Origin of the sequence: Lutispora saccharofermentans (assembly GCF_024363565.1) — a bacterium.
Classification (GTDB): domain Bacteria; phylum Bacillota; class Clostridia; order Lutisporales; family Lutisporaceae; genus Lutispora; species Lutispora saccharofermentans.
Genome location: NZ_JAJEKE010000006.1, coordinates 110,657 through 135,540, shown reverse-complemented (window position 1 = coordinate 135,540; position 24,884 = coordinate 110,657). Strand labels below are relative to the sequence as shown.

Genomic DNA, 24,884 nt, shown 5'->3' with positions numbered 1-24,884 from the left:
ATAAAATATGATTGACAGCCTAAAAGAAATAAGATTTATATAGAATTCATAAAATAATATCATTGGGTATTGATTTGAGATATAAACCGTGCTATCATATACCTGTGGGGGGTATACGTATAATGACGAAATGTATATATGAGTATTACTATTAATGAAGCAAGGTGCCCGCAGAACCATCCCTGTCCTTCTGTGAAGGTATGTCCTGCGGGTGCATTGATAGATTTTGAGGAGGTGATTTCATGAGCGTTATAGTATATTCTACTCCGTCATGTCCTTGGTGCCATAAAGTTAAGGACTATTTAGAATTCAAAGAGATAAGATTCAAAGACATCAATGTGGCAGTCGACAGACCAGGCGCAATGGAGATGATCAGAAAATCAGGACAAAGCGGAGTGCCTGTGATAGATATTGATGGAAACATAGTAATAGGCTTTGATCAATCCAAAATAGACATGCTTTTAAGAAGAGCTTAAATCATAAATATAGTTATTGACAGAACAATGCATAAAGGCTATACTGTATATATACGATATATACAGTATAGCCTTTATTGGAGGTGGGGATTATTGAATATAGTTATATCCAATCTATCGGATAAACCTATTTATGACCAAATCACTGAGCAAATAAAAAGCCTTATTATAAATGGAGAACTGAAAGAAACGGAGCTGCTTCCCTCCATAAGAAATTTGGCTAAGGAGCTCCATATAAGTGTTATTACTACAAAAAGAGCATATGAAGAATTGGAACGAGAAGGCTATATCGTCAGCGTTCCGGGCAAGGGCTCCTTCGTAGGTGCTCAAAACAAGGAGCTTCTCAAAGAGGCAAGGATACGGATTGTGGAAGAAAAACTGGCAGAGGCTGTATCGGCTGCCAGGACAATAGACATATCATATGGAGAACTTCAGGAAATGTTAAAACTGTTGTATGAGGAGGATTAAACTATGGCACCTATTCTGGAAATAAAGGGACTTAGAAAGGATTTCAAGGATTTTAGTCTCAAGGGCATAGATATAACCATGGAAAAAGGATATATCATGGGATTTATCGGGCCAAACGGAGCCGGCAAAACGACTACTATAAAACTCATGATGAATCTGCTCAAAAAGGATGCCGGTGAAATTAAAATTTTCGGCATGGATCACCTAAAGCATGAGAAAGAAATAAAAAATAGGATCGGATTTGTATTCGATGAAAACCATTTTTATGAGGAATTGATGATTTCAGAGATGAAATGGGTAGTGGCTCCTTTTTATGAAACCTGGGACGAAAAGGTCTTTCAAAAATATATCAGAGATTTTCAACTGCCGCCCAAAAAGAAAATAAAGGATCTGTCTAAAGGCATGAAAATGAAGTTTTCCCTGGCGATAGCCTTATCCCATAAAGCGGACCTGCTGGTAATGGATGAGCCTACCTCCGGGTTGGACCCATTGGTGAGGAGCGAGCTCTTGGACATACTCTCTGAAACAATACAAGATGAGAACAAAGCGGTATTTTTCTCTACCCACATCACCTCTGATCTTGATAAGATTGCAGACTATGTGACGCTTATCGATAAGGGAGAAATCATACTGAGCATGGAGAAAGACGACCTATTGAACAACTATGGTCTGGTGAAAGGAAGCAAGGAACTCCTGAATAATAACAGCAGGAAGGACTTTATAAGCATCAGGGAGAATCAGTTCGGCTTCGAAGCCCTGGTAAGCGATAGGAAGGATACGCAAAAAAGCTACGGCGACAGGCTTATTATTGAAAAGCCTAACCTTGAAGATATCATGCTCTATTATACCAGGAGGTGTCAAAATGTATAATCTCATAGTAAAAGATATGTTGATACAAAAGAAGCAGATGATATTCAGCCTTGCCTATATGGTATTTGTATTAGTTGCCTTTCAGGGAATGGGGTCTTCCATGTTCTCGGCAGGATTAGTCGCTTTTACCTATATGCTTGCTATGACTTCCTGCGCTTATGAAGATAAGAATAAATCGGATGTCATGCTAAACAGCCTGCCGGTAAAAAGAAGCAGCATTGTAGCCGCTAAGTACCTGTCGGTCATCGTTTATCTTGCCATGGGCACTATTGTATACATGGCATCGACCAGTATTATAATTATGGCACAAATCCCTCTCAAGGTTTATCCTTTATCACTGGAAATCTTTATAGGCGGTTTGATCAGCGTCGGTTTGATGACGGGAATATGGTTTCCCATATTTTTTAAATACGGGTATATGAAGCTTAGGGTGGTCAACTTTGTAGTATTTTTCTTGTTCTTCTTCGGTATTTCATTTATATCGGATTACTTGCGGAAGAATCAAGATGCTGCATGGCTTCAAAGCATGGTAAACTTCTTCAGTTCTAGGAGCGATGCCGCTATAGCTGCGATTTTCATAGCCTCAATATCGGTATTTCTGCTCATATCCTTTATGCTGTCAGTCAGGTTCTATAAGAATAGGGAATTTTAAAATCTTCGATAATGATATATAATATATTTAAAGAAAACTATTAGAGGTGATCATATCATATGTTAGATTTGCTTAGAACAAGAAGAAGCATAAGGAAATACCAGAAAAGAAAGGTCGAAAAAGAAAAGCTCGAGGCCATATTGAAGGGTGCGCTGATGTCGCCTTCGTCTAACGGCAGGAAATCATGGGAGTTTATTGCCGTAGAGGATGGGGAAAAGCTTGAGAAACTGTCAAAATGTAGGGACAGAGGCTCTCAGCTTTTGGCGGAAGCTCCTCTGGCAATCATTGTAGCCATTGACGGAGATCCATACGACGTATGGATTGAGGATGCTTCCATAGCAGCCGTTATCATGCAGCTCACTGCTCATTCATTGGGACTCGGCACTTGCTGGGTGCAGGTCAGAGGAAGACAATATGATGGGGACACAACTTCCGAGGCCTACATAAAGGATATATTGGGCATGCCCGAAAGCGCCAAGGTGGAATGCATGATTGCAATAGGATATCCGGATGAAGAAAAAGCACCCCATGATGAAAATGCTTTGCTGTATAACAAAGTGCATAAAGAAAAATTCTAATAACCATAGGAATAGCAACCAAGTCAATAGCATCCATGTATAGTCACGTATAGTATATAAAAATTGATGACACTAATTCACTGAGCCTAAGAAAATCCTACGCTTCCCAAAGGCCATCCGTGACCTGGAAAGCTTGCTCGGCGTCCGTGCCTCGCCTACGGCTTTTCTAAGGCTCAGCTCATAAGGGTCATTAACAATTTTTATATAAGCATACTTAGTCTATACATGGATGCTATTTTACTGCAGCGGAATAAGTTCCTAAGGCATATATACAACAGATACTATTGTTTGCATAGCGGAATAAGTAAATGGTATGTATAGATGTCACTTATATGTATTTTGCTAACAGGTCTTTGCGATGGCTTTGTTGAAAACTTCGTAAAGCTGTCACGGACGACAGCTTAGGTTCCACCAGGCAGGAGGCCTGTTTGGAACCGTTAGGAGTTTTCCAAAGGCGAGCAATAGCCCTGTCAAAATGCATAACTGTGTACAGATATACATACCATTCTACTTATAGCTGTTGTATTGGCAAGGCAGAACTATACATGGATGCTATTGATTATAGGGTATTATTGCTTATCCCAATAAACCCAGTATTTCCTGCTTTAATAAAAGCGATTGGGGAGATAAAAGCCTTTCTAATTTATCTTCTTTGCAGAAATCCACAGAGATTTCTTTTTTTATTGTAGAAGGCTTTTGCGACAATACATATATCTTGTCCGAAAGAAATATAGCCTCATCTATGTCATGGGTTATCAGGAGTATGGTATTATTCAATCTATTTTTCATTTCCAGCAGCCATTTCTGCATATTTTCTTTTGTAATGGAGTCCAAAGATGCAAAAGCCTCGTCCAGCAGCATGATATCCTCAGAGGCCATGAAGGTTCTCAAAAAGCTTGCTCTTTGCCTCATGCCCCCTGAAAGCTGGGAAGGATACTTTTCTTCATAGCCTTCCAGGCCCACAACCGGGAGGTATTTTCTTACCCTAGCCTCCCATGTGCTTTTGCCGACCCCTTTTAATATCAGAGGCAGGGCTACATTGTCCATTATAGTCTTCCAGGGCAGCAGCAGATCCTTTTGCTGCATATATCCCATGGTTCCCCTGATGGTTATTTTACCCTCATCCTCGCGGACAAGCCCTGTGATGATATTGAATATGGTGGTTTTGCCGCAGCCGCTGGGCCCTAACAGAGTCACGAACTCACCTTTATTTACTTTTATGGAAATGTCTTTAAGAACCTTTATCTCGCCAAAGCTTTTTTTTATGCTTTCCGCCGAGATAAGCGGGAGGTCCTCATTATTCGGGTAGGAATTCATTGGTATATGCATCTTCAACGATTAGCTCCTTTTCTATCAAACCGTTCTGGAATAAGAATTTTGCATAATCTCTCCAGATCTCTCCCTTCATCATGCCCCATTTCGGAGCACCCTTGGTATATTCACCGGTCAAAAATTTTTGACTTTCAATCACCAGTTCTTCTCCCAATTCCGGAGCATACTTCAATAATATCTTGCCGCTTTCTTCAGGGTTTTCTATAGCATATCTATACCCCTTCTCCGTGGCTTTTAAAAACCTTCTCACCTTATCCGGGTTTTCCTTTATGGTTTTGGTATTTGCGATCAAAATAGGAGTATAGTAATTCAATGCCGGGTCTAAATCCTTGACGGGGATATAGTTGAGCTCAACCCCTCTTACTTTCGCTTCCATACCCGTCCATGCTTCAAATATCCATACAAAATCTATTTCTTTTTGGGTAGCGGCAAAAAAATCATCATTGCCCAGAGTTATATTTTTTACCTTCGAATAATCCGCATTGTTTTTCATCATCACCGCTTTTAAGACCGCTTCCTCGGAAGGGGAGCCCCAGCCTCCATAGGCCTTTCCCTCAAAGTCTTTGACAGTCTCTATATTTTTGCTTTTAGGTGAAGCAAAGCCGGAGGTATTATTCTGGATAATCGTCGCAATGGCTTTGACTGGCAGAGGATCCTTGCTTGTCAGGGCATAGGTCACATCCTCCTGATATGTTACGGCAAAGTCGCCTTGCCCTACAGCTACTAAAGTCGTAGAGGTGCCTTCCGTAGGCTGGATTATTTCTACCTTCAGGCCTTCTTCCTCATAATATCCGTTTTCTAATGCTGCATAAAGGCCGGTGTGATTTGTATTAGGAGTCCAGTCCAAGATCACCTTTACCGGCTCCAACTCTTCCTTTGTATTTTCTGCGGTGCTTTGCGTCGAACAGCCTGAAACTAAAGATATGCTGAATACTAAAACTGTTATCAAGGCTAAAATTTGTATTTTTTTCATTTCTTTATGTTCCTCCTATCATGTTTTACTTTATGTTTTATTTCCAATGAATAAGCTTCCTGCCTATGAAGTCGATGATGTAAATTGTGATGATGCTCAAAAGCACTATCACCAAAATAGAGGCAAATACTTTGTCTAAGGCATATGCATTCTTTGCTCTCACCATATAGACCCCGATGCCCTTGTCACCGCCCAGCCATTCTCCCACAACTGCAGACATTATCATATAGGTGGCGGCAATTTTTAAGCCGGAAAACAGGTTTATCAATGCATAAGGCAGCTTGAGGTGGAAAAAGGTCTGGAGCTTTGTGGCTTTCATAGCTTCAAACAATCTGAGGAAGTCCCTGTCTATTTTCTCTAAGCCGTCTACCAGGCTGATGACTATGGGGAAGAGGCAGACCATGATCACTACAACAATTTTCGGCAAGGTTCCGAAGCCGAACCATATTATGAAAAGCGGAGCAATGGCTATTGTCGGTATGGTCTGGGATATCACCAATATGGGGTAGAAGGCCTTTTTTATCACTTCAAAGCTGTCCATGATAATAGCCAGTATAAAGGACAGCACTATGGAAAATCCAAATCCCACGAAGGATTCGTATAGGGTGATCTTTGTATGGGAGAGTATGAGGCTGTGATCCCTTACCAAAGCAGCCATAATATCTGCAGGAGAAGGCAGTATATAATTCGGCACATCATAAAAATCCACTATTATTTGCCATAGCAGAGTCATTATTATCATGCTTGCTATTGGGTACAACCTGTTATCTATATTTGTGGATTTTTTCATCCATGGTTACTCCTTCTGCTTTATAGTCAATCTTTATTTGAGATAAAACCCTGCTGCATCCTTCCTTTACACAAATCTCTTGAGCTTTTTTCACGATTTCCAATAGATGATCCAAATCCCCTTCCATGGTGGTTTCCATAGGCCCCACCTCGTATTTAACCCCTGTGGAAGCTATATACTCTATGACCTTGTCCACCACCGGATATATCCTTTCCTCCGGAACGCAGGGAATTATTTGAAGACTAAGATTGATATTTTTCACGAGAACACCTACTTTCAATTTTTAACAGGCTATTAAAATTATCACAAATAGCCATTTTTGACTCTTCTATTGGCAGCTTTTTTATCTCTGATATCTTCTCTAAAACAGCTATTACATAGTTGGGATAGCCATATTCCCCATTGACCCATTGAAGAGCCGTGGGACCGTCAGTTTCTGTCAGGATCCTATTCATAGGCAGGTACTCAACAATTTTCCTTGTAGTCTCAGAATAGCCTATGTCTACACTTACAGTAAAATAGCAGCCATAGTCAAGAAGCTCTTTGAGCACATGAAAAGGTCCGCTATACCAATGTATTAGGGGAGACCTCAAGCTATACTTTTTTATCAGGCTCAATATTTCTTCCTCAGCTCCTTTGGTATGCAAATTGGTAATTTTATCATAGGTTTTTGCCTTCTGAAAAAAATATTTAAGGACTTTTACCTGATGAGGATATTTTTCTTTTTCCGGTACCCAGTGGAAATCTAAGCCGATCTCGCCTATCATGGAAGTTTCTTCGATATATCTTTCATAGCGATCCAGATCCCTATGATTTTCATGGGCTGTCCAGGGGTGAATCCCGAAGCAGGGCACTATCAAGGGGGTCTGGAGGGCAATTTCTTTGGCATAAAGATAGCTTTTTTCATCTTGAGAGCAGGCAAGGGTTAATATCTCATCTTTCTTTATTATGTTCAAAGCCTGCTTTATTTTTTCTCCATAGAAGTCTATATGGTTGTGAGCATCGATATACATAATTACCTCCAAATAAGAAGAACGGCTCACGTCGCACTTCTTTCACTAGGGAACCCTATGGTTCCCTTTGACGGATGCACGGCATCCTGAGCACCCTCCTTGTACGGCAGGGGGCTTCCCCCTTGCATCCCCCATCGCATAGGAAATTTATTTTTTCCTATGCGATAAAAAAAGCACTGTATTGCAACAGTGCTTAAGGCGTCCATCCATATATTTTAATGGCTTTCCTCCGTCGGTTTTACCCGCATCAGGTTCAAAGGGTTAAAGTATAGAACTTCTCTCAGCCGTATGGCACCCCCAGCACTATGTATTAAATTTCAACTATGATTATAGCACTGATGAAAGATGTTGGCAAGCATCATATGAAATGAAGCAAATTTAGCAGCAAGGGCGCTATGAATAGCTTTTGATTTATAATGATTTATATTTATTAATATTTTACAAAAATAATATTATATGATTGACGATACTATGTGTCGTACAGTATAATCAAATCACAAGGAAGTGATCAAAATGTCTGAAGTAGATGAAATTGTATCAAGTCTGGCCATGGAGTTAAGAAGAGGCACTTTGGTTTTGAGCGTTTTGAGTCAGCTGGAGGAAGAGCAATACGGCTATTCTCTGGTTCAGCGTTTGACAGAAAGGGGACTATCCATCGATCAGAGCACACTATATCCCCTCCTGAGAAGGCTGGAAAAGCAGGAACTGCTGGATAGCAGCTGGTCTTTGGATGAAGCAAGGCCGAGAAGATACTATATCTTGAATGCAAAAGGCAAAAGAGTATTGAATAGTCTTATGACAGAGTGGGTTCACCTGAATGATATCATTACAAAGCTTCTCGAAACTAAGAATGGAGATGGGAATAATGAAAAATTGGATTGATCGTTACCTATATGCGGTGGGCCAAAAGCTGCCAAAAGCCCAGAGAGAAGATATAACAAAAGAGCTGAGATCTCTGATATTGGATGCCCTGGATGAAAAGACCACGAGTGACAGATTGGCTAAAGGAGAAGCTTATGAAGAAAAGGAAGAGGATGTACTGTCGATTTTAGAGTCATTCGGCCCTCCTGCAGAGGTTGCGGCAAAATATAAATCTAGCGGCAGGTACCTGATCGGCCCTGAATTATATGATCTATACCGTTTGCTTCTCACCATTGTACTGGGGGCCGTAGCTTTGGGAATCTGTATTGCAACTTTGGTCTCCATATTGAGCACACAGGGCCACTTTATAGAGTTGCTGTATAAGCTGCCGATGCAGATGATATCAGCCGCTATAAGTGCTGTAGGTTCTGTCACCATTGTGTTTGCCATTATACAGTATTTTGCGAAGGAAGAAGATATAAAGGATATGAATCCTAATAGCAAGTGGAGCCCTAAGGATCTGGAGCCTGTGCCTGTATCCTATGAGGTGATAAAAGCATCGGAAGTATACGCTGCTATATGCTTTACGATATTGGGCATAATCATCTTCAACAGATTTCCTCATATAATCGCCATATATTATAATCAGGGAGCGCAGACTATTTCCGTTCCAATATTCTCCATTGATACCTTAAGGCTCTATATGCCGTATTTGAATATATTCTGGATAGGCAATGTGCTTTTGAATGCATATAAACTCAGGATAGGCAAATGGACTAATGCTTTAAGATTCATCCAGATAGGAGTTGACATAGGCTCTCTAGCTATATTTCTTATGATGGCAGGCAATCCCGGGATATTGAATCCTGCCGTAAAGGAAAGCATCATGAACACGGATTTTGCTCCTTTGCAAAGGCTGGGGGATATAGGCACGACAAGCTTTAAAATCTTCATAGCAATAATAGTCCTTACCACAGTTTTTGAAGTATGCAAGCACATATATTATTCTATAAAAAAATAGGAAGGGTTTTAAAATAATCCCTTCAGACTAATGGCAAGCTGCATAAGCAATAGCATCCATGTATAGCTTCGTATAGTATATAGAAATTGATGACACTAATTCACTGAGCCTAAGAAAATCCTACGCTTCCCAAAGGTCATCCATGACCTGGAAAGCTTGCTCGGCGTCCGTGCCTCGCTTACGGCTTTTCTAAGGCTCAGCTCATAAGGGTCATTGGCAATTTTTATATAAGCATACTTAGTCTATACATGGATGCTATTTTACTGTAGTGCAATATATTCTGGCAAATGGTATTTGAGTATGCCGCTGAGGTCATAGGGGAATGGAGAACACGGATTAACTCGCAGTCCTGTGGTGATATGGCATTAAAAAAACATTTCCGTGTTTTTCAGTGCAAAATTCCGTGTCTTTCAGTGGTTTCCGTCCCCCGGCCTGCTCAGATATACATACCATTATACTTGTAGATGCTTTTTCTTATGCCAGAAGCTTGACGATCAAATTGATGATTTGAGGGAATAATGATACCACGATTATCATGCGTATGATCTGCAGCACCATGAGATCGGTGCTCTGAACGCCCAGATCGGAAGATATGAGCGCCATATCCGATGCACCGGCAGGTGTGGCTGCCAGCATAGCTTCTTTCAAAGACATTTCAAAGTATCTGCTGAGCAGCTTGCCCACTATAAAGCAAGCCGCGAAGTATCCCAGAACTAAAAGCGCAGCAGGCACTATCAAATATTTTAACTGCAGCACATCTTCATAACCTATGCCGCAGCCTATATATGTGCCGGAAAGCACTTGGGCCAGCTTCTTTGCCCACATGGGCATATAGGATCTATTAAATAGCAGCTTAAAGCAAATAACGCCGATTATTGAGAAAAGCATAATCCCTGCGGGAATTTTAAGCATCTTGCCGATGATGCCGAATATTGAAGCTACTGCAATGGTTTGGATAAAAATTGCCGCGGTTTTCCCTTTGGGCCTGGTGATTTTCACAGAAGAAGCATCTATATCGGATTGGGTATCTGAGTTTATCCTGTTGTCATGTTTACCAATAATAGAGATCAATGTGGGGAATAAACCTATACCTGCAACCATACGAGCAAACTGGAGCACCGCAACCTTCGGCGCGTCTGCACCCATGTCCGCACTGATGATGGGAATATCACTCATGCCCCCCGGCACACAGCTCATTAAAGAAGTAATAAGGTCCAGAGGGCTTATCATATAGATCAAAAAGCCCAGCGAGATATTCAATATCAGCATAGAAGAAAGCAGTACCAATGAAGGCTTAATAAGATATTTCAGCCGTTGAATATCATTTCTGTCTATCGAACAGCCTATGAAAGCCCCTGCAATTATCTGTGCCGTGTACTTTGCGTATGATGGAACATAAGATATCCCCCAGATTATATTTAAGGAAGCAACCCCGATTATTGCCCCAACCATCATGCCTCCCGGGATCTTCATCTTATAAAAAGCATATCCGAAAGCAAGTCCTATTGCCAGTGTAAGAAGGAAATTTGTCATTTTGAATGTACCCCTTTGCAATACATAAACATTAAATAATGATACACCATTTTAAAGAAAGTTACAATTGTATGCACTAAAGCATATTCCGGCTGATAAATTTTAATTTTAATTTGTCAACTTATTGAAAGTGCAGCGCAATTTATTGGAAGCCTAAGCCTCTGGTATCCCCTATAATTATTATATACCGTTATAATTCTGGAGGAGGTAGTATTTTGAAGAAGATATGGTATATCCTGATGATCATCATAATAATAATGGCAATGCTTGGCGGATGCGGCGGACCTTCAAAGCAGGCGGGCCTGAAGGCCGCTGATGAAGAAGTGAAAAAGGTTGAAGAAGAAATAAATGAAGCTGCAAAGGAAGCCGGCTCGGATGTAAAGGTAAGCCTCGGAGAGATGGGAAGCAATCTCAAAGCTCCTGATAGCTTCCCTAAAGATGTAGTGCCAATACTGGAGGATGCTAACATAGTCAATGTAAATGACAATAAGGATTCTAAAGCAATCGGCATTATATATCTAACGGGGAAAAAATATGAGGAGGCAGTGGCTTTTTATACAGAAGCTTTGGGGGATGCTAAGAACCTTTCGCAGCAGTCAGACCAGAACAGTTTCTTTATGTCGGGGAAGAAGGAAGACTATGGGTTTATAGTTTCGATTGCAAAGACCAATGATGGGAATTTTAGCATTTATCTGGATGTATCTTATTATGATAAAGCTATGAAAGAGCAAGAGGCACTGGAAAAGAAGAGCTACTATGACGCTGCAGAAACAGTGGTGCTTTCCGACGGATATCCTGCGGAACAATTCCCCATACTCCAAGAGGATAAGATCACTGACAGCCAGTATAGTGAAAGCGACAGCGATATTTCATATTATGTATATCTGATATCGAACAAGACAATGAAGGATATTCTGGACAGCTATGATAAGAATTGGCAGGGCATTGAGAATAAATCCAAAGACTTAAGCTCATCAGAATTCACTCTGCAAGGCGAATCCGGGAAATATCAAATATATATCAATGGGAGTGTTCAGGATGATGAAGCTAAATCGGCAGAATACAACATTCAATTGGTATACACTAAATGATCATCCTTAGATTATATATAACGTGAAAATGATTTTACAGCAATCGTTATCAGTCAGCATAACAGCTATGTAGAATATTTAATGCGTTATATATAGAAAAGCAAGGTTAAATGTTTTAATATAAAAAGGAAGCTGCGGGTCAAAACGATGCGGCTTCCTTTTTGTAATTCATCGCATAATTATAGATATTTATTTGATTTTTATGATAATATTATATGTATCAACTGAGATTAGGGAGTGCTGATGATGGTTTCTTTTAAGGATATTCAATTTGCAAGAGATAGAATAAGCAGATATATATATAAAACCCCATTGGATTTTTCAATGTATTTGAGCAATAGATATACTGATGTGTTTCTAAAGCTTGAATGCCAGCAAAGATTGAAAGGCTTCAAGATAAGAGGTGCTTTGAGCAAGATGACCGGTTTGACAGATGAAGAAAAAGCCAGGGGAGTTCTGGCTGTTTCCTCCGGAAATCACGGTGCTGGTGTCAGCTACGCTGCAAAGCTTTTGGGAGGTATCGGAGCTAAAATATTTGTGCCCGTAAGCATCCCCGAATCAAAGCTGGAAAAGATAAAATATTATGGAGCTGAGGTTGTCGCAGTGGGAAGCAATTACGATGAAGCCCATGCTGCAGCCCTGGAGGCGCTGGATAAGGAAAAACGTATATTTATAGATCCCTGTTCCGACATAGAAGTGATAGCAGGTCAAGGAAGCATTGCTATGGAGATACTCGAGGCCAATCCGGATATCGATGTAATATTGGCTCCTATCGGAGGAGGAGGGCTTATAACCGGTGTATCTGTGGCGGCCAAGCATATCAAGCCTTCGATCAGGGTTATAGGGATTCAGACCAGTGCTTGCCCGGCTATGGTCAAAGCCTTAGAGGATCGAGTGTGCTATATGGATTTCCCTTCGCAGCCCTCTATATGTGATGCCTTGGTTGGCGGGGTGGGGGAAATACCATATAAAATGGCAGGACAATGCATTGACGATATAGTTCTGGTTGAGGAAGAAAGCGTCAAAGAGGCTGTGCTTTTCCTTATGGATAAGGAAAAGGTGATTGCAGAACCTGCAGGAGCAGTGGGGGTAGCCGCAGTCATGGCTGAACCGGAATTATTCAAAAATAAAAACGTTGCGATAATCATAAGCGGCGGCAATTTGGACTTCTCATTGATAAAATCTATACAAAGGTGAAGAGCTATAAATTATATCGATTGGTAAAATCCTGGCAATCATAATAAAATCACTATGGATAGTTGTCATAATATATCAACGTGGAGGGATTTACGATGAAAAGATTTTGGAGTATTTTATTATGTATGCTGCTGGTTTTTACGATGGCTTTAACAGGCTGTACAAGCCAGGCGCCAACAACGCCTGCAGATAGCGAGCCTGCTGCCGGAGATAAGCCGGATGAAATGAAAACTGAATTTAAAGCACAAATAACATTTAACGGCTCGTCCACACTGGCACCGGTAATATCGGCTATTGCCACTGATTTTATCGAAGGATATACTACCTGGAACAAGGTAGATCCAAGCTTTCCGGAAGAAAATATAGCTATTTATGTTTCTGCCGGCGGTTCAGGAGCAGGAGTTAAAGCAGTGCTGGAAGACACCAGCGATTTTGGTATGTTGGCCAGGGAAATCAAGAGCGAAGAAAAAGAGAAAATTGGAGATGCAAAAGATTTCACACTTGGAATAGATGCTCTTACCATATCGATAAACCCGGAAAATCCATTGGTAAAGCTGAGAGACAGCTTGACGACGGAAGAAGTGAAAAAAATCTTTGCCGGGGAGTATAAATTTTGGGATGAGCTCGACAGCAAGCTTCCTCATAAGGAAATTGTTGTGGTTATAAGAGATTTAAGCGGCGGAGCACATGAAGTCTTTCAAAAGAGCGTGATGGGCGAAACTCAAATAAGGCCTGACGCTATACAGTCTCCTTCTATGGGAGCGCTGGTGACCAAGGTAATTGAAAATAAGGATGCCATTGGTTATGCGTCCTTCGGCATGGTCAATCAGAACAAAGGCAAGCTGATACCGCTTAAAGTGGATGGAGTAGAGCCCACAGAGGAAAACATAGTGAATGGCTCCTACAAGATCTCAAGACCCCTTATAGTGGTAAAAAGAGGAGAATTGACTCCTGAACAAAAGGCCTTCATGGATGTTGTGACATCGGAAAAGGGAGCGGAAATTATAGAACAGATGGGCTTTGTGCCTGTAAAATAGAATTTGATCGTTGAGGCTGTTGCAAAATGATAATTTAGTAATTCTGAGCACAGCGAAGAATCTTTAAGACATTGCAATAAAAAAGATTCTTCAGTCGCTTTGCTCCTTCGGAATGACAGGTTGAATCCGTTATGCGACAGCCCCTTTTTTGAGGTGATAGAATGTGGGAGGTCCTTGACAGGTTATTTGAAAAAAGTATTAAACTGTTGGCTTTTATTTCATTATTGCTGTTATCCTTTATAATACTTTTTATATTTAAAGAAAGCTTGATATTTTTCAGAGCGGTGCCCATATTGAAATTTATAACTAGAAACACATGGAATCCTCTGGCGGCTCCGGAAAATCTATCGATACTCAATATCATACTCGGCACTTTGTATGTATCCATAGTTGCCATAATCATTGCTTTGCCGATAGGGGTAGGAAGCTCGCTTTTGCTGTCCGGCTATGTTAAGGAAAAGCCGAGGCTGATATTGAGAGGATTGATAGATGTGATGGCAGGAGTGCCTTCAGTAATATATGGGTTCATCGGGTTGCTTGTATTGGTCAAATTTTTTGAGAGGGTATTTGACTTCTCCTCGGGTGAATCCGTTCTTGCAGGAGGGATACTGCTTTCGATCATGGTCTTGCCGTATATAATATCTACATGTGATGAAACCATGGGAAAGATGTATGAAAAGTATTCGATAGCCGCTAAGGCATTAGGCATATCCAAAGGTTACATTATCAGGACCATAGTGCTGTCTCAGAGCATAAAGGGAATAACAGCAGCTGCAGTTTTAGCCTTGGGAAGAGCCATGGGGGAAACCATGGCGGTGATGATGGTTATCGGAAATGCACCGATAATGCCTAAGCTTTTAGGAAAGTGTCAGACCATACCTTCGCTCATCGCCCTTGAAATGGGCATGGCAGAGGTAGGCAGCCTGCATTATCATGCCCTCTTTGCGGCAGGCTTTGTGCTGATGGCTATATTGCTCATAATAAATATAGCTCTATTTTATATTAAAAGGAGCATGAGTCAATTATGAAGAAGATAAGCTCAATACTTTTCAATGCATGGATATTGCTCAGCGGCCTTTTGGCTCTTTTGAGTGCAGCTTTCATCTTCATCTATATTGTAAAAAACGGGTTCAAGGCGATGACCTGGGAGTTTATTTTATCCAATCCGGCGGGCATACCCCTGGGATCTGAGGGCGGCATATTGCCTGCGATCATAGGAAGCCTGCTGCTCATGCTTATCTCATGCGTTTTTGCGTCTATACTGGCAATCTCAACTGCTGTATACATAGTGTTTTATTGCAAATCCAAAAGGATGGAGAGCCTTGCCCATGTGGTGATACAATGCATGGCAGGAGTTCCGTCCATTATACTTGGCCTTTTTGGTTATACGTTTATGGTGGCTAATCTGAAAATGGGAAGAAGCCTTATATCCGCGGGCCTGACCTCGGGCATAATGATATTTCCTTTCATACAGGCCAGAGTTGAGAAGACTTTCAGGGAATTCAGCAGTTCGATGCTGTTTTCTTCATATGCTCTGGGGACAACTAAGCTTTATACATTATTAAGATTGGTGCTGCCCCAAAGCATAAAGGATATAGTATCTTCAGTGACCCTGGCAGGAGGCTTTGCAATGGGTGCTGCCGCACCTATCATACTTACAGGCGCTGTAATATTTGCACCTATTCCCAAATCGTTGTCCTCGCCTGTTATGGCATTGCCCTTTCATCTGTATATTTTAACGGGGGAGGGCATATCCACAGAGAAATCCTATGGGACAGCATTGGTGCTCATATTATTGCTATTCATCATAAACTCGGTTTCAATATCCTTAACCTTTTGGAGAAAGGAAGCGGCGAAATGAATGTACTGGAGTTAAGATCCTTTTATGCTTATTATGGAGATAAAAAGATAATAAATGATATAAATATGAAAATAGAAAAGAATAAAATAACTGCAATAATAGGCCCGTCGGGATGCGGCAAATCCACATTTCTTTTATCATTGAACAGGATGCTGGAGGAAAGCGGAGGAAGAGCTGCAGGCAATATTTTATTTAACGGCAAGGATATTTATTCCATGGCCAAAGAAGAAATAAGAAAGAGGATAGGCATAGTTTTTCAAAAACCTGCGCCATTTCCCTTTTCCATATATAAGAACCTGACCTATGCTCCAATTTTCTATGGAATAAGGGATAAAAGCAGATTGAGAGAAATAGCCCTTGATAAGCTTAAGATTTCGGGCCTTTATGATGAAGTGAAGGACGAGCTTGGCATGTCTGCATTGAAGCTTTCGGGAGGCCAGCAGCAGAGGCTTTGCATTGCAAGAGCGCTGACAGTGGAGCCGGAGGTATTGCTTCTGGATGAGCCTTGCTCCGCTCTGGATGTGAAAAACACTGCTAATATCGAAAAAATGTTGATAAATTTAGCCGGAGATTATACTATAGTAATAGTCACTCATAATCTTTATCAGGCAAAGAGGATATCGGATTACACCGCATTCATGCTGGACGGAGAACTGGTGGAATATGATGAGACAGTCAGGATGTTTTCTTCGCCTCAGGACAGAAGGACGAGAGAATATATTGAAGGCATATATGGGTAAAATTTGGAGGGACAATTGAATGCTGATTTACGATATACCAGGTTTAGGAGTAATTGAGATAGAAAACATAGTGTTTGATTATAACGGCACGATAGCGACGGACGGAAAGCTTACAGACGGGGTGAAGGGGCTTCTGGCGGAGCTTAAATCTCGTGCCAATATTTACATATTGACTGCCGATACCTATGGAACCGTTGAAGCCGAATGCGCTCAATCCAGCGTATCTGTCAGGACCTTTCCTAAAGGAAAGGCCGCCGATTTTAAAAAAGAAATAGTCGAAAGCATAGGAGCAGACAAGACTATTTGCATAGGCAACGGCTTTAATGACATAGAAATGTTTAAATCAGCCAGGCTATCCATAGCTGTTATTGAGCGTGAAGGATGCAGCGGCAAGCTTTTGGCTCATGCGGACGTGGTGGTGTGTTCGATCATGGATGCTATTGATATTTTGCTTAAAGACAGCAGATTAAAGGCTACTCTCAGAGAGTAGCAGTACCTCAGACTATATTTGCATGACAGTTGCGAAAATTGAGAATATATTCACTTCTATTTGACTTTCAAGTATGTTATTATTATTTCAACGCATAAAGACAATTCTTGCATTAAACTCTATAAATATGCATAGGTGAATTTGATGAATAAATTAAAGCACACATTACTTATAGCAGCTTGTGTGGCCTTAGCATCCCAATTTCATTTTAATTATTTTGTTCAAGGATTCATAATAACACTTTCAGTAATTTTGCTTCCGATATTTTTATATAACTATGCAGAACTGAACCCGATAATCGTTGGCTTTGTCACCGGCATAGTATCTCCTCTGTTCAGAGGGATTATTGAATACATGGAGATCAAGGACCTGCCTATTACCTGGATAATGGTAGGTCCGGATGTTTTTTTCTATTTTGCTTATGGTGTAATATACTATTTTTTATATTTCAATACGGTCGAGAAGAATATTACAAGGTTTACCGTCACGGCATTTTTCTGTGATTTTCTGTCCAACATGGTGGAGATGAGCGTAAGGACCAGCATCGTGGGCATGACTATGGAGATAATAAAGAATTTGATAGTGATTGCAGCGGTGAGAGCCTTCATAGCCATGGGAGTGATCATATCCATAAAGCATTACAGAGGCTTTTTGGCAAAGCAGGAGCATGAAGAGAGATATAGGAGATTGATGCTTCTCACTTCAAGCTTCAAGAGCGAGATATATTTTATGAATAAGAATATAAGCGAAATAGAAGACGTAATGAAGAAATCATATTTTGCCTACAAGGTCATATCTGAAAATGACTACCCTCATGAGCTCAAGCATCTGGCATTGGATATTGCCAAGGATGTCCATGAGATAAAAAAAGGCTATATAAGGGTAATAAACGGCTTGGAACAGATGGCCAGGGATAAAACCGACGGCACTTGCATGAGCATCAAGGATATCATCAATATTCTAGAGATTGATACCAAGGAATATATAAGATTGAATAAACTGGACATTGAATTATTATTTAATATCAAAGCTGACTTTAATGTAGCGGAGCATTTTTATCTCATGTCCGTTTTAAGAAATCTGATCAATAACTCCATAGAGGCTATGGAGAAAAGAAGGAAGGGAGTGCTCAAGCTTAATATATTTGAGGATGGGGATGACTATGTAATTTCTGTAGTTGATAACGGAGAGGGCATAAAGAAAGACAATATAGATTACATATTTAATCCCGGCTTTTCAACCAAATTTGATGAAAATACAGGAGATATTGAAAGGGGTCTTGGACTTGCTTTAGTAAGAGATTTGACCAGAGATGTTTTCCAGGGGAGCATTTCAGTAAAGTCTGAATTAAATAAGGGGACAAGCTTTAATATAACTGTTCCCGGCAGAATTTTTGGGAGGAAAGAGCTTTGAGATACTATATTGTAGATGATGATATAAATGTTGTAAAAATTTTGAGCAATATCATTGAAGACAATAATTTAGGCGAGGTAATTGGGTGCGATTATGATGGAGATACAGCATACAATGAAATTTTAGCCAATAATCCCGATATTGTACTGGTGGACCTTCTCATGCCGAAGCTTGACGGCAATACTTTGGTAAAAGAGATAAAATCGATGAGGCCCAAAATTAACTTTATAATGATTTCCCAGGTTTCTGACCATGAGCTGATAACAGAATCCTATGAATCGGGAATAGAGTTCTTTATAAGCAAGCCGTTAAATAAGATCGAAGTGGAAAAGGTTGCTAAAAAGGTTGCTGAAAAAATAAGGCTGGAAGATATGCTGAACAATATAAAAAAGGTGTTCAACAGTACAATGAGCAAGGAAGAGAACAATCAAGGCGAGGATAAAATCAAAGAAATAAAATATATTTTGAGCATGCTTGGGATGCTGGGCGAGAAGGGCACCAACGATATTATAAATGTATGCGCCTATATAATCAATGCGAAGAAAACCTATGATGAGTGTGCCATAGACGAATTATGCAAATACCTGCCGGACAACTCCAAAACCGTAAAGCAAAGAATGAGAAGAGCGATGAAGGAAGGCTTGACAAATCTTGCAAATGCAGGACTGGAAGATTATTTCGCCGATAATTTTCAAAGATACTCAAATATGCTGTTTGATTTTGAAAATGTAAAAGCTGAGATGGACTTTATCAGAGGTAAGAGAAACAGCGGCGGAAAGGTAAATATGAGCAAATTTTTTGAAGGTTTGCTATTGCTTTGCGATAAAAATTAAAAAATATTTTGAACAATTATGAGTATTTTTGAAGATTTTTGAATATTCAATCATATAGTGAATAAAAGCTGAAAAGCTTTGCTTAAATAAGGAGGGGTAAGGATGTATAAAAGGACTCTTGCATTATTATTAGTGAGCTTAATGATTCTGACAATGGCTTTCACAGGTTGTTCAAAGCCGCAGACAGAGACTGCTGCTCCGGCAGAAGAAATCATAAAAGTCGGCTGGATGGGTTCATTGACAGGGGACCAGGCAGTATGGGGACAGTGTGAGCTTGACACGGTAAAGATGCTCTTTGAAGAAATAAACGCCAAAGGCGGCCTTCTGGGCAAAAAGCTTGAAGTAATAGGCTATGATACCAAGGGAGACCCGCAGGAAGCGGTAAACGTAGCTAAGAGGCTTACCGGGCAAGATAAAGTTGTTGCAATATTAGGGCCAAATGCAAGCGGCAATGCTATTCCTATAGCTCCGGTATTGGAGCAGGCCAAGGTGCCGGATATAGCCACTGTTGCTACAAATCCCAAGGTTACTGTATTAGATGGCAAGGTTAAACCTTACAACTTCAGAGTATGCTTTATAGACCCCTATCAAGGTGCAGTTGCAGCAGGCTATGCCTACGATGTATTGGGCTTTAAGAAAGCTGCTATACTCTATGACGTAGCTGATGATTATTCACAAGGCTTAACTCAATTCTTTGAAGAATTCTTCGTTTCCAAGGGCGGCACCGTAGTTGCCAAGGAAGCTTTCAAATTCGGTGATGTGGATTTCAGACCACAGCTCAGCAAAATAAAAGAAGCAAATCCGGAAGTTTTATTCCTGCCTATATTCTTTAAAGAAGCAGCATTGATCGCGAATCAAGCAAGGGAATTAGGAATAACTATACCGTTGATGGGCGGAGATGGACTGCCTTCCGAGCAGCTGTTCACAATGGCTAAGGATGCAGTTCAGGGCACCTATATAGTAAACCACGTAGACTATGATGATCCGGAAGTTCAGGATCTCAAGAGCAGATACAGAACAAAATATAATAAAGAATTAGAATTAAACGGCTACTTGGTTCATGATGCGGTAGTTGTATTGGTAGACGCAATAGAGAGAGCCGGATCAGCAGATTCTGTTAAGATAACCGAGGCTCTGGAAACCACAAAGGTTAAGGGTGTTACAGGGCAGATCAATATAAGCAAGGAGACTCATAATCCTGAGGGCAAGGATGCTGCTATCGTTAAAATCGAAGGAGACAAATACGTATTCCAGCAGAAATACTCTGCTAAATAGTCTATCAACAGTATGAATGGGCTGGGGCTGTTGCATAACGCGTTCAACATTTGAATTTTGCAACAGCCTCTATTTTAACAGTTAGGGGTGAAGGGATGTCACAGTTTTTTTTACAGCAGCTTATCAACGGCCTGTCTATAGGCAGTGTTTATGCACTTATGGCGGTAGGATATTCACTGGTTTACAGCATAATGAATTTCAGTAATTTTGCCCATGGCGGTGTAATAATGCTGGGGGCATATTTTGGATATTATTATCTGACCAAGCTGGGCTTACCCTTTTTTGCGGCTTTTATTGCAGCTGCATTGACCACTTGTGTCCTTGCAGTAGTGATCGAAAGAGGGGCCTATAAACCTCTGAGAGAAAGAAGAGCTCCATTTTTGTACTTTATAATATCTGCCATGGGAGCTTCAATATTTCTCGAAAATATCGTAATAGCAACAATAGGTCCTACATTCAAAAGCTATCCCGAGATTTTATCCAGGACTCCTATTCAATTGGGCAGTGTGACACTGGGCAGACTGGATTTGGCCATGTTTATCATCTCTGCTATTTGCTTGGCGCTATTGGTATTTTTTATTGATTTTACAAAGATGGGAAAAGCTATACAAGCTACCTCCTATAGTGTAAAGGCCAGTGCGTTGATGGGAATCAATACTGACCTTGTAATAATAGTTGTATTTGCCCTTGGCGGATTCTTTGCAGGCATTGCAGGCGTGTTGTTCGGAATGAAATACACTGTTTATCCCCAAATAGGGATAATAACTAACAAATCATTTATAGCTGCGGTGTTCGGAGGCCTGGGAAGCCTTCCAGGAGCGGTTGTCGGCTCCATATTGCTGGGCATAATAGAGACCATGACCTCCGGGTACTTATCCTCCAATTATAGAGACCTCATTGCTTTTGTCTTGCTCATCGCTATATTGGTATTCAGACCCAGGGGCTTGATGGGCAAAGTAACTGAAGATAAGGCTTAGGAGGGAGGCAATACTATGGATCTATATTACATTCAGGGCATATTGCTGCTGGCAGGCATAAATCTTATGGCAGTCCTCGGCCTGTCTTTGCTCACCGGCTTTACAGGGTTGTTTTCTTTCGGTCATGCAGGTTTTATGGCCATAGGGGGCTATGCTTCAGCCATGATGACCGTAAAGTATGGCTGGCCCTTTATACCTGCATTGCTTATGGGAGCTTTGGCAGCAGCATTGGTCAGTGCAATAATAGGCAAGCTTACATTGAATCTTAAAGGAGATTATTTCTGTATAGCTACCTTGGGTTTTGGAGAGGCAATAAGGCTTGTTCTGGACAACGTCCAGTATTTTGGAGGAGCAAGGGGTTGGCCCGGAATACCTAATTATACAAACCTGACAAATGTTGTAATAATAAATGTGGTAGCTGTTATAATTTTAGCTAATTTAATAAGATCAAGGCATGGAAGGAATATGATAGCTGTGAGGGAGGAAGAGCTTGCATCTCAAATAGTAGGAATAAATGTATTTAAGTATAAGCTCATATCCTTGATGATAAGCGCAGCCTATGCGGGAATAGCGGGAGGCCTTATGGCCCACTATATGACCTTTCTCCAGCCTAAAATGTTCAGCCTTGTTAAATCTACAGAGTTAACAATAATCGTTATATTCGGAGGCTTGGGAAGCATATCCGGAAGCGTATTGGGGGCTTTGGTGCTCACGTCTCTGCCGGAGATATTAAGAAGCTTCTCCAATTGGCGTCTGGTAATATACGGATTATCAGTTATCATAATAATGATATCAAGGCCAGAAGGTCTTATGGGCGGATATGAATTTACCCCATCAAGCATGAAGCGGCTTCTTACAAGATTGAAGAATAAGCGGGAAGACCTTCCAAGTCAGATGGAAGGAGGAAAGCCACTATGAATATTCTTGAGCTGCAGAATCTGACAAAGACCTTTGGAGGCCTTACTGCTGTCGGCAATGTTGATTTTGAAGTCCCGAAAGGAAAAATAAGCGGGCTCATCGGCCCCAATGGTGCAGGCAAGACCACCATATTCAATCTTATAACAGGTGTCTACAAGGTTTCAGAAGGGAAGATAATGTTTAAGGATAGGGATATCACCGGCAAGGAGCCCCATTTCATTGCAGGTCAAGGGATCACGAGAACCTTTCAAAATATAAGGCTTTTTAAGAAGCTCACCGTATATGAAAATGTTTTGATAGCCTGTCATAGCAACGGCAGCTATAATATTTTGGAATCCGTGCTTCGCCTTCCCAGGTGCAGAAAACAGGAAAGGGAGCTGAAGCAGAAAGCAGATAATTTATTGGAAATAATGGGGCTTCAGGACAGGAAGGATCTGATCGCAAACAACTTGCCCTATGGACTGCAGCGAAGGCTGGAAATTGCCAGGGCTTTGGCATTGAACCCCGAGCTTTTGCTTCTTGATGAGCCGGCGGCAGGTATGAATCCGGATGAAACGGCTCAGCTTATGAGCTTGATTTCCGAGATGCGCCCCAAGTTTGATTTGAGCGTTTTAATAATCGATCATCATATGGACCTGGTTATGGGAATATGTGAAAAGATCATGGTCCTCAATTTCGGATGCAAGCTGGCAGAAGGAACCCCTCAGGATATTCAGAATAATCCTAAGGTAGTTGAAGCATATTTGGGAGTGGAGGGGTAGAGAATGTTAAAGGTTCAAGATTTAAATGTATTCTATGGCGGCATTCACGCACTAAAGGGCGTCAGCCTGGATATAAATAAGGGCGAGATAGTGACTATAATCGGTTCAAACGGGGCAGGCAAATCAACGCTGCTCAATGCAATATCCGGATTTTTGAAATATAAGCAGGGAGTTATAGAATATAAAGGCGAAAAGCTGCCTATAAGCCCTAATAAGGTAGTAAAAATGGGAATATGCCAGGTGCCTGAGGGGAGACTGGTTTTTGCAAACCTCACTGTCGAGGATAATATTATGCTTGGAGCATACTTGAGGAAGGATAAGAACAAGATAAAAGAAGATCTTGAGAAGGTATATGAGCTCTTTCCAAGATTGAAGGAAAGAGAAAAGCAGATAGCAGGGACTTTGAGCGGGGGAGAGCAGCAGATGCTTGCTATGGGCAGAGGCCTTATGAGCGATCCTGAAATAATGCTTCTGGATGAGCCCTCCCTTGGGTTGGCACCGCTTTTGGTACAGACGGTATTCGATATAATAATAGACATAAGGAAAATGGATAAAACCATATTGCTGGTTGAGCAAAACGCCTATAAGGCTTTGTCTATAGCTGACAGGGCATATGTATTGGAGCAGGGCAGGATCAAGATGGAAGGCTCTGCAAAGTATATTGCTGACAACCCGGCAGTACGGGAAGCTTATCTGGGAGCCAAAGTTCAGTAGGAATAAAAAATGGTGAGGGATAATATTTAATCCTCACCATTTCCTTTTGCTCTTAAAGCAAATTTTGCATTTCCATATTTTACCTAAAAACCATTTGAAGCAATGTGCTGCTAATAATAAAATATCCATATCATTCATCACAACATAATAAGCCAAAAAGCAAATAATATATTTGTCAGATTGAATGACAATCACGTGAAGAAAGGAGATATGAAATGGATAAAAATCCAAGCAGCAACAAATTGATCATCGGACTGCTGTCTGTAGCTTTGCTATTTCCTATGGGGGCTCCGGTTTTTGGAGAACATGCCAATGAGGCTTCGCAAAAATATGGAAATATAAAATATGGTATATCTGTCGATTATAAAGCCGGTCCTGAGTTCAAAAGCGCATATAAGAAAAATGGTGCAGGCATGAAAGCGGTTTTGGACAGTCTGGTGGAAGAAAGAACCATAACCCGTGAAAAAGCAGATAAAATAATGCAATATATTGAGAAAAGAAATCAAGAAAGAAAAAATATGACCGAAGAACAAAGGAAGGCCCAGATAAAATCTAAGAGGATAGGCCTGCTGGATGAGCTGAAAAAAGAAGGGATCATCACAGATGAGGAAGCCGGCCTGATAAGGGAAAAGCGAAGGCAGATCCATGAAGAGAAGATCGCAAAGGATTTAAACGGCTTAGTTGAGAAAGGAATCATTAAATCGAGGGATGTTGAAAAAATAAAAGACTATTTGAAGGTTGAAAGAGAAGAGCGCAGAAAAATGTTTGAGCAGCTTAAGGATATGACTGAAGAGCAGAAAAAGGAATTCTTCCAGAATTATAAAAAGTCACGCAAAGATGTGGTTCAGAAAATGATAGATGACAAGGTCATAAATGAAAAGCAAGCTGAGGAAATAAGAAAGATAATGCCTCAGTATAATAAATGCAAGAAGGATAGACAGTAGAACAGCCGGGGATCTTCCCCGGTTTTTAAAAATTAATTTATATGGCTTGGAATATTTTTTATAAGC

Annotated in this window: 28 protein-coding genes and 1 riboswitch; of the genes, 22 read left to right on the top strand and 6 right to left on the bottom strand. The window is 40.8% G+C overall.

Annotation, left to right across the window (positions count from 1 at the left end):
- Positions 1 to 242 precede the first annotated feature (242 nt).
- The 5 genes from LJD61_RS08895 to LJD61_RS08875 all read left to right on the top strand — a co-directional run bounded on the left by LJD61_RS08895 (position 243) and on the right by LJD61_RS08875 (position 3,044).
- The gene (locus tag LJD61_RS08895) at positions 243 to 476 is read left to right on the top strand and encodes a glutaredoxin domain-containing protein (protein WP_255227181.1); all 234 of its coding nucleotides are present in this window, start codon (positions 243 to 245) and stop codon (positions 474 to 476) included.
- A 93-nt stretch (positions 477 to 569) separates the two neighbouring features.
- Positions 570 to 944 carry a GntR family transcriptional regulator gene (locus LJD61_RS08890; RefSeq protein WP_255227180.1) on the top strand — a complete coding sequence of 125 codons (375 nt, stop codon included), beginning with the start codon at positions 570 to 572 and terminating at the stop codon, positions 942 to 944.
- A gap of 3 nt (positions 945 to 947) precedes the next feature.
- Positions 948 to 1,814, top strand: a complete 867-nt coding sequence (locus LJD61_RS08885; protein WP_255227179.1) for an ABC transporter ATP-binding protein — start codon at positions 948 to 950, stop codon at positions 1,812 to 1,814.
- Positions 1,807 to 2,466, top strand: coding sequence for an ABC-2 transporter permease (locus tag LJD61_RS08880; protein WP_255227178.1), 660 nt, complete (start codon positions 1,807 to 1,809; stop codon positions 2,464 to 2,466). Before LJD61_RS08885 ends, LJD61_RS08880 begins: the two co-directional genes overlap by 8 nt.
- Positions 2,467 to 2,525: 59 nt before the next feature.
- Positions 2,526 to 3,044 carry a nitroreductase family protein gene (locus LJD61_RS08875; protein WP_255227177.1) on the top strand — a complete coding sequence of 173 codons (519 nt, stop codon included), beginning with the start codon at positions 2,526 to 2,528 and terminating at the stop codon, positions 3,042 to 3,044.
- Positions 3,045 to 3,620: 576 nt separating this feature from the next.
- Here the strand turns inward: LJD61_RS08875 and LJD61_RS08870 are convergent.
- From LJD61_RS08870 to LJD61_RS08850, 5 genes are read right to left on the bottom strand one after another with little or no spacing between them, the layout of a single operon-like run.
- Positions 3,621 to 4,373: an ABC transporter ATP-binding protein gene (locus LJD61_RS08870; RefSeq protein ID WP_255227240.1), complete on the bottom strand. Its 753-nt coding sequence runs from the start codon at positions 4,371 to 4,373 to the stop codon at positions 3,621 to 3,623.
- On the bottom strand, positions 4,342 to 5,349 hold the full coding sequence (locus LJD61_RS08865; protein WP_255227176.1) for an ABC transporter substrate-binding protein: 1,008 nt from the start codon (positions 5,347 to 5,349) through the stop codon (positions 4,342 to 4,344). Before LJD61_RS08865 ends, LJD61_RS08870 begins: the two co-directional genes overlap by 32 nt.
- Positions 5,350 to 5,386: 37 nt before the next feature.
- Positions 5,387 to 6,139, bottom strand: a complete 753-nt coding sequence (locus LJD61_RS08860; RefSeq protein WP_255227175.1) for an ABC transporter permease — start codon at positions 6,137 to 6,139, stop codon at positions 5,387 to 5,389.
- On the bottom strand, positions 6,114 to 6,401 hold the full coding sequence (locus LJD61_RS08855; RefSeq protein WP_255227174.1) for an MTH1187 family thiamine-binding protein: 288 nt from the start codon (positions 6,399 to 6,401) through the stop codon (positions 6,114 to 6,116). Before LJD61_RS08855 ends, LJD61_RS08860 begins: the two co-directional genes overlap by 26 nt.
- The gene (locus tag LJD61_RS08850; RefSeq protein ID WP_255227173.1) at positions 6,382 to 7,152 is read right to left on the bottom strand and encodes a TatD family hydrolase; all 771 of its coding nucleotides are present in this window, start codon (positions 7,150 to 7,152) and stop codon (positions 6,382 to 6,384) included. Before LJD61_RS08850 ends, LJD61_RS08855 begins: the two co-directional genes overlap by 20 nt.
- A gap of 207 nt (positions 7,153 to 7,359) precedes the next feature.
- A riboswitch (TPP riboswitch) is annotated at positions 7,360 to 7,461 on the bottom strand.
- Between the two features lie 204 nt (positions 7,462 to 7,665).
- Between LJD61_RS08850 and LJD61_RS08845 the strand changes: the two genes are divergently transcribed.
- Together LJD61_RS08845 and LJD61_RS08840 are read left to right on the top strand one after the other, a co-directional pair.
- The gene (locus LJD61_RS08845) at positions 7,666 to 8,034 is read left to right on the top strand and encodes a PadR family transcriptional regulator (protein ID WP_255227172.1); all 369 of its coding nucleotides are present in this window, start codon (positions 7,666 to 7,668) and stop codon (positions 8,032 to 8,034) included.
- Positions 8,018 to 9,034, top strand: a complete 1,017-nt coding sequence (locus LJD61_RS08840) for an HAAS signaling domain-containing protein (RefSeq protein ID WP_255227171.1) — start codon at positions 8,018 to 8,020, stop codon at positions 9,032 to 9,034. Before LJD61_RS08845 ends, LJD61_RS08840 begins: the two co-directional genes overlap by 17 nt.
- A gap of 474 nt (positions 9,035 to 9,508) precedes the next feature.
- On the opposite strand, the gene LJD61_RS08835 is transcribed toward LJD61_RS08840, so the two are convergent.
- Positions 9,509 to 10,567, bottom strand: coding sequence for an AbrB family transcriptional regulator (locus LJD61_RS08835; protein WP_255227170.1), 1,059 nt, complete (start codon positions 10,565 to 10,567; stop codon positions 9,509 to 9,511).
- Between the two features lie 215 nt (positions 10,568 to 10,782).
- Between LJD61_RS08835 and LJD61_RS08830 the strand changes: the two genes are divergently transcribed.
- The 15 genes from LJD61_RS08830 (at position 10,783) to LJD61_RS08760 (ending at position 24,818) form a co-directional block, all read left to right on the top strand.
- The gene (locus LJD61_RS08830) at positions 10,783 to 11,658 is read left to right on the top strand and encodes a hypothetical protein (RefSeq protein WP_255227169.1); all 876 of its coding nucleotides are present in this window, start codon (positions 10,783 to 10,785) and stop codon (positions 11,656 to 11,658) included.
- A gap of 246 nt (positions 11,659 to 11,904) precedes the next feature.
- On the top strand, positions 11,905 to 12,855 hold the full coding sequence (locus LJD61_RS08825; protein WP_255227168.1) for a threonine ammonia-lyase: 951 nt from the start codon (positions 11,905 to 11,907) through the stop codon (positions 12,853 to 12,855).
- Positions 12,856 to 12,950: 95 nt separating this feature from the next.
- Positions 12,951 to 13,892: a phosphate ABC transporter substrate-binding protein gene (locus LJD61_RS08820; protein ID WP_255227167.1), complete on the top strand. Its 942-nt coding sequence runs from the start codon at positions 12,951 to 12,953 to the stop codon at positions 13,890 to 13,892.
- A gap of 161 nt (positions 13,893 to 14,053) precedes the next feature.
- A complete protein-coding gene (gene pstC / locus LJD61_RS08815) occupies positions 14,054 to 14,920 on the top strand; it encodes a phosphate ABC transporter permease subunit PstC (RefSeq protein ID WP_255227166.1) in 867 nt (288 codons plus the stop codon).
- Positions 14,914 to 15,753: a PstA family ABC transporter permease gene (locus LJD61_RS08810; RefSeq protein ID WP_408615145.1), complete on the top strand. Its 840-nt coding sequence runs from the start codon at positions 14,914 to 14,916 to the stop codon at positions 15,751 to 15,753. Before pstC ends, LJD61_RS08810 begins: the two co-directional genes overlap by 7 nt.
- Positions 15,750 to 16,493 (top strand): phosphate ABC transporter ATP-binding protein, encoded by a 744-nt coding sequence (locus tag LJD61_RS08805; RefSeq protein ID WP_255227164.1) that lies wholly within the window; start codon positions 15,750 to 15,752, stop codon positions 16,491 to 16,493. The genes LJD61_RS08810 and LJD61_RS08805 overlap by 4 nt, the downstream gene beginning before the upstream one ends.
- Before the next feature lie 19 nt (positions 16,494 to 16,512).
- Positions 16,513 to 16,983 (top strand): HAD family hydrolase, encoded by a 471-nt coding sequence (locus LJD61_RS08800; protein ID WP_255227163.1) that lies wholly within the window; start codon positions 16,513 to 16,515, stop codon positions 16,981 to 16,983.
- 144 nt (positions 16,984 to 17,127) lie between these two features.
- Positions 17,128 to 18,396 (top strand): sensor histidine kinase, encoded by a 1,269-nt coding sequence (locus LJD61_RS08795; protein ID WP_255227162.1) that lies wholly within the window; start codon positions 17,128 to 17,130, stop codon positions 18,394 to 18,396.
- Complete coding sequence (locus LJD61_RS08790; RefSeq protein WP_255227161.1) at positions 18,393 to 19,229, top strand: DNA-binding domain-containing protein; 837 nt, start codon at positions 18,393 to 18,395, stop codon at positions 19,227 to 19,229. The genes LJD61_RS08795 and LJD61_RS08790 overlap by 4 nt, the downstream gene beginning before the upstream one ends.
- Before the next feature lie 102 nt (positions 19,230 to 19,331).
- Positions 19,332 to 20,504 carry an ABC transporter substrate-binding protein gene (locus LJD61_RS08785; protein ID WP_255227160.1) on the top strand — a complete coding sequence of 391 codons (1,173 nt, stop codon included), beginning with the start codon at positions 19,332 to 19,334 and terminating at the stop codon, positions 20,502 to 20,504.
- Between the two features lie 95 nt (positions 20,505 to 20,599).
- The gene (locus tag LJD61_RS08780) at positions 20,600 to 21,481 is read left to right on the top strand and encodes a branched-chain amino acid ABC transporter permease (RefSeq protein ID WP_255227159.1); all 882 of its coding nucleotides are present in this window, start codon (positions 20,600 to 20,602) and stop codon (positions 21,479 to 21,481) included.
- A 15-nt stretch (positions 21,482 to 21,496) separates the two neighbouring features.
- Positions 21,497 to 22,399, top strand: coding sequence for a branched-chain amino acid ABC transporter permease (locus LJD61_RS08775; RefSeq protein ID WP_255227158.1), 903 nt, complete (start codon positions 21,497 to 21,499; stop codon positions 22,397 to 22,399).
- Complete coding sequence (locus LJD61_RS08770) at positions 22,396 to 23,160, top strand: ABC transporter ATP-binding protein (RefSeq protein ID WP_255227157.1); 765 nt, start codon at positions 22,396 to 22,398, stop codon at positions 23,158 to 23,160. Before LJD61_RS08775 ends, LJD61_RS08770 begins: the two co-directional genes overlap by 4 nt.
- 3 nt (positions 23,161 to 23,163) lie before the next feature.
- A complete protein-coding gene (locus tag LJD61_RS08765) occupies positions 23,164 to 23,874 on the top strand; it encodes an ABC transporter ATP-binding protein (RefSeq protein WP_255227156.1) in 711 nt (236 codons plus the stop codon).
- Positions 23,875 to 24,089: 215 nt separating this feature from the next.
- On the top strand, positions 24,090 to 24,818 hold the full coding sequence (locus LJD61_RS08760; protein WP_255227155.1) for a hypothetical protein: 729 nt from the start codon (positions 24,090 to 24,092) through the stop codon (positions 24,816 to 24,818).
- The last annotated feature ends 66 nt before the right edge of the window (positions 24,819 to 24,884 follow it).

What these genes read in the sequence shown, in the direction of transcription:
- LJD61_RS08795 (WP_255227162.1), top strand. Translation starts at nt 17,128, where the DNA reads ATGAATAAATTAAAGCACACATTACTTATAGCAGCTTGTGTGGCCTTA.
- LJD61_RS08865 (WP_255227176.1), bottom strand. Translation starts at nt 5,349, where the DNA reads ATGAAAAAAATACAAATTTTAGCCTTGATAACAGTTTTAGTATTCAGC.
- LJD61_RS08820 (WP_255227167.1), top strand. Translation starts at nt 12,951, where the DNA reads ATGAAAAGATTTTGGAGTATTTTATTATGTATGCTGCTGGTTTTTACG.
- LJD61_RS08780 (WP_255227159.1), top strand. Translation starts at nt 20,600, where the DNA reads ATGTCACAGTTTTTTTTACAGCAGCTTATCAACGGCCTGTCTATAGGC.
- LJD61_RS08860 (WP_255227175.1), bottom strand. Translation starts at nt 6,139, where the DNA reads ATGAAAAAATCCACAAATATAGATAACAGGTTGTACCCAATAGCAAGC.
- LJD61_RS08885 (WP_255227179.1), top strand. Translation starts at nt 948, where the DNA reads ATGGCACCTATTCTGGAAATAAAGGGACTTAGAAAGGATTTCAAGGAT.
- LJD61_RS08835 (WP_255227170.1), bottom strand. Translation starts at nt 10,567, where the DNA reads ATGACAAATTTCCTTCTTACACTGGCAATAGGACTTGCTTTCGGATAT.
- LJD61_RS08765 (WP_255227156.1), top strand. Translation starts at nt 23,164, where the DNA reads ATGTTAAAGGTTCAAGATTTAAATGTATTCTATGGCGGCATTCACGCA.
- LJD61_RS08880 (WP_255227178.1), top strand. Translation starts at nt 1,807, where the DNA reads ATGTATAATCTCATAGTAAAAGATATGTTGATACAAAAGAAGCAGATG.
- LJD61_RS08785 (WP_255227160.1), top strand. Translation starts at nt 19,332, where the DNA reads ATGTATAAAAGGACTCTTGCATTATTATTAGTGAGCTTAATGATTCTG.
- LJD61_RS08800 (WP_255227163.1), top strand. Translation starts at nt 16,513, where the DNA reads ATGCTGATTTACGATATACCAGGTTTAGGAGTAATTGAGATAGAAAAC.
- LJD61_RS08805 (WP_255227164.1), top strand. Translation starts at nt 15,750, where the DNA reads ATGAATGTACTGGAGTTAAGATCCTTTTATGCTTATTATGGAGATAAA.
- LJD61_RS08770 (WP_255227157.1), top strand. Translation starts at nt 22,396, where the DNA reads ATGAATATTCTTGAGCTGCAGAATCTGACAAAGACCTTTGGAGGCCTT.
- LJD61_RS08825 (WP_255227168.1), top strand. Translation starts at nt 11,905, where the DNA reads ATGGTTTCTTTTAAGGATATTCAATTTGCAAGAGATAGAATAAGCAGA.
- LJD61_RS08850 (WP_255227173.1), bottom strand. Translation starts at nt 7,152, where the DNA reads ATGTATATCGATGCTCACAACCATATAGACTTCTATGGAGAAAAAATA.
- LJD61_RS08845 (WP_255227172.1), top strand. Translation starts at nt 7,666, where the DNA reads ATGTCTGAAGTAGATGAAATTGTATCAAGTCTGGCCATGGAGTTAAGA.
- LJD61_RS08870 (WP_255227240.1), bottom strand. Translation starts at nt 4,373, where the DNA reads ATGCATATACCAATGAATTCCTACCCGAATAATGAGGACCTCCCGCTT.
- LJD61_RS08775 (WP_255227158.1), top strand. Translation starts at nt 21,497, where the DNA reads ATGGATCTATATTACATTCAGGGCATATTGCTGCTGGCAGGCATAAAT.
- pstC (WP_255227166.1), top strand. Translation starts at nt 14,054, where the DNA reads ATGTGGGAGGTCCTTGACAGGTTATTTGAAAAAAGTATTAAACTGTTG.
- LJD61_RS08840 (WP_255227171.1), top strand. Translation starts at nt 8,018, where the DNA reads ATGAAAAATTGGATTGATCGTTACCTATATGCGGTGGGCCAAAAGCTG.
- LJD61_RS08875 (WP_255227177.1), top strand. Translation starts at nt 2,526, where the DNA reads ATGTTAGATTTGCTTAGAACAAGAAGAAGCATAAGGAAATACCAGAAA.
- LJD61_RS08760 (WP_255227155.1), top strand. Translation starts at nt 24,090, where the DNA reads ATGGATAAAAATCCAAGCAGCAACAAATTGATCATCGGACTGCTGTCT.
- LJD61_RS08895 (WP_255227181.1), top strand. Translation starts at nt 243, where the DNA reads ATGAGCGTTATAGTATATTCTACTCCGTCATGTCCTTGGTGCCATAAA.